The 2,908-nt window shown below is 35.0% G+C and carries 4 protein-coding genes; 3 read left to right on the forward strand and 1 reads right to left on the reverse strand.

Annotated elements, in window-relative coordinates; all coding sequences use genetic code 11:
• Positions 1-37: 37 nt before the first annotated feature.
• Positions 38-316 carry a hypothetical protein gene (locus WGMM_RS03665; RefSeq protein ID WP_038250245.1) on the forward strand — a complete coding sequence of 93 codons (279 nt, stop codon included), beginning with the start codon at positions 38-40 and terminating at the stop codon, positions 314-316.
• Between the two features lie 312 nt (positions 317-628).
• Here the strand turns inward: WGMM_RS03665 and ndk are convergent, their stop codons facing one another.
• Positions 629-1,048, reverse strand: coding sequence for a nucleoside-diphosphate kinase (gene ndk / locus WGMM_RS03670; RefSeq protein ID WP_038250246.1), 420 nt, complete (start codon positions 1,046-1,048; stop codon positions 629-631).
• A 113-nt stretch (positions 1,049-1,161) separates the two neighbouring features.
• Here ndk and WGMM_RS03675 point away from each other — a divergent pair, with 113 nt between their 5' ends.
• The gene (locus WGMM_RS03675; protein ID WP_038250248.1) at positions 1,162-1,959 is read left to right on the forward strand and encodes a hypothetical protein; all 798 of its coding nucleotides are present in this window, start codon (positions 1,162-1,164) and stop codon (positions 1,957-1,959) included.
• A complete protein-coding gene (hemH, locus tag WGMM_RS03680; RefSeq protein WP_038250251.1) occupies positions 1,960-2,907 on the forward strand; it encodes a ferrochelatase in 948 nt (315 codons plus the stop codon). It begins immediately after the preceding gene.
• Position 2,908 lies beyond the last annotated feature (1 nt).

Below are 2,908 nucleotides of genomic sequence, written 5' to 3' on the forward strand. Positions count from 1 at the left end.
GATAAGTATAAAAGTAGCTAGAAAATAAACATTTTTGATGAGATTATATGGAAAACTGGATGCCAGTGTCAAGCACTGGCGTGACACCCTTCACGGACTTTTAAATTACTTTAGCTATAAATATCAAGAAATTTACCAAATGAAAAAAAAGGCAAAAGAAGCCCTGGGGTTATTATCCGCTTTAAAATATTGGCGTTTTTTATGTTTTAAACGCTTGACAAGCGAGATTCAGCCACTTTTAATTGCAACTAACTTACGCTGCAAATGTTTAAGAAATTTACTAAGCAGAAAAAAAGACGAAGAATCCCCGATTTAGCTAGTCTTTTACTATCTCTGTCGAGTATTGGCATTTTTTTGATGTCTTGTAACGCTTTATAAGCGCGTTCAGCTTACTTAGATAAAAACCTAGATGTAGATGAACTTTTGTAAAGACATACAGTATCAATATACTGCAAAAAATTGAACACAAGACGCCGATACATTAAGTAATCCTCACCTTTTAATCTGCAGATTGGCGAAAGCAAATACAATAGCTTCAGTTCCATGATAAGGGGGCTGGCGAGGTTTGTCAAGGAAGTTTTTTCGTTTCTATGTTGTCAGCTACTTGGATGACGCCAATCTGAGTTGACTACACCAACTCACATTCAGCAAAAAAGAAAGCTATCTCCTTACGAGCATTTTCTAGACTATCTGAGCCGTGAACTCTATTTTCACTAATATCATCAGCAAAATCACCCCTGATTGTGCCTTTATCTGCCTGCTTTGGATCGGTAGCTCCCATGATTTGTCTGTATTTACTTACTGCATTTTCACCAACTAAAACTTGAACTACCACAGAACCAGAGGTCATAAACTCTATTAATTCCCCCAAAAAAGGCCTATCTTTATGAATTTCATAAAACAGCTCTGCTTGTTTTTTTGTTAGTAACATCATTTTTTGTGCTGTATTTTTCAGCCCAGATTGTTCGATGTAGGAATTTATATTGCCTGTAATATTATTTTTTACTGCATCAGGTTTTAAGATTGAAAGTGTCTTCTCAATTGCCATATCATTTCCTTATATAGAATAGTACATTTATAGATTTATTTTATTACAAATTTTAATTTCATAGAAGTGATTTTTTATCTATAATTAAGGACAAATCATCAAGGAGGTATTGTATGGGTAAATGTTGTAAAAATAACACTACTAAACAAGCTGAATCTACTACTAAAAAATTAGTAAGTAACTTTAAGTCATCGCTTTTGTGTGGAACAAAAGGGTTTTTGACTTTTAGTCTGGCATTTTTAAGTTATTTGGAATATAGTTCACATCATAATACAAAATTAAAAGAAGGTGCTGCCTTTGCAATGAAAAGAAACACTATTCAATTTCTTGAAATGACAATCATAGCACCGCTTGTTTGTTTTGCACTGCCAGCTATGCTAGGCAGTATGAGCCTCATGCAATGCGCACTTTTATGTGCTGCCTTAATGATTGCCACATGTTTTATTGTCAGAACTTTTCATCTGCGTGAGAAGTTAATGGAAAAAATCACTAACCATAGTAGAAAAGAAATAGACGCGGAATTTAAGAAAGATACTATAAAATTTCCTATTTTTGATCAAAATAGAAAACACATCGAGTATAATTCGCCCAATTCAGGGCAACCACTGAATGAAACGAGTAGCACCTCTCTTTTCGTTAAAGTTTTACTTTTCCCTCTAAAGGTTCTTTTGAAGGTCCTGCAAAGTTGTATAATGCTATCTTTAGCTGCTGTTGAACTTCTTGAAACCGTGCCAAGTTTTTGTGTTGATCTGTTTTTTGATAGAAGTTTTGAATCCACACAGAGTAACATGCAGAGATTTGGCCACTTATTGTATGCAAATGTGAGAAATTTAGTGCCTATAACTAAATTTGATGAGTGCGTAGCTAATTTTATAGGTACCCCGAAAGTAACTTGTTGTAGTAGTGCGTAGGTGAAAAAGGCAGTTATCTTATTTAATCTTGGCGGGCCTGATTCACTAAATGCGGTCCGTCCTTTTTTATTCAACCTTTTTTGTGACAGGAGAATAATCAATCTACCGAATCCCTTTCGGTTTCTTTTAGCAAAGTTTATATCTGCGAAACGAGAAAATACTGCACGAAAAATATACGAGGAAATTGGAGGTAAATCGCCAATTCTAGAGAATACAAAAATGCAAGCTAATGCTTTAGAACTAAAATTAAACGAAAATAGAAACCATGTACACAAGGTATTCATCTGCATGCGCTATTGGCGTCCATTTGCTGACGAAGTTATTGAAAGTGTAAAACAGTTTGATCCTGATGAAGTGATTCTGCTGCCACTATACCCTCAATATTCAACTACCACAACTCTGTCATCCATCGAGAATTGGCAAAAAAATGCTAAACGGTATGGCCTAAAATGCAATACAAAAATGATTCACCGTTATTATGATAACCAAGATTTTATTGAAGCTCACGCTAATCTGATAGCTAAGTACTATAAATTGGCTAGCAAAATCGGTAAACCAAGAGTCCTATTTTCAGCCCATAGCTTACCTCTTAGTATCATTAAAAAGGGCGACCCTTACGCTTCACAGGTAGAAAGAAGCGTAAAGTTAATAGTAGAAAAGTTAGCTATCAATAACTTAGATTGGTCAATATGCTATCAGAGTAAGATTGGTCCTGTAAAATGGCTAGAGCCAAGCACTGAAAGTGAGCTATTACGCGCAAAAGCTGATGGTGTACCTGTAGTTCTATCACCTATATCTTTTGTTTCTGAGCATTCAGAAACTCTAGTTGAACTTGATATAGAATATAAAGCAATTATCAAGGATGGATATTACTTTCGCGTGCCAACTCTCAGTACCGATTCTTTGTTTATAAAATGCTTAGCCGATTTGTGCATAAATCTCCCTTAAA

The organism is Wolbachia endosymbiont of Glossina morsitans morsitans (genome assembly GCF_000689175.1).
In the GTDB taxonomy this organism is placed as follows: domain Bacteria; phylum Pseudomonadota; class Alphaproteobacteria; order Rickettsiales; family Anaplasmataceae; genus Wolbachia; species Wolbachia pipientis.

What these genes read in the sequence shown, in the direction of transcription:
- WGMM_RS03675 (WP_038250248.1), top strand. Translation starts at nt 1,162, where the DNA reads ATGGGTAAATGTTGTAAAAATAACACTACTAAACAAGCTGAATCTACT.
- ndk (WP_038250246.1), bottom strand. Translation starts at nt 1,048, where the DNA reads ATGGCAATTGAGAAGACACTTTCAATCTTAAAACCTGATGCAGTAAAA.
- WGMM_RS03665 (WP_038250245.1), top strand. Translation starts at nt 38, where the DNA reads ATGAGATTATATGGAAAACTGGATGCCAGTGTCAAGCACTGGCGTGAC.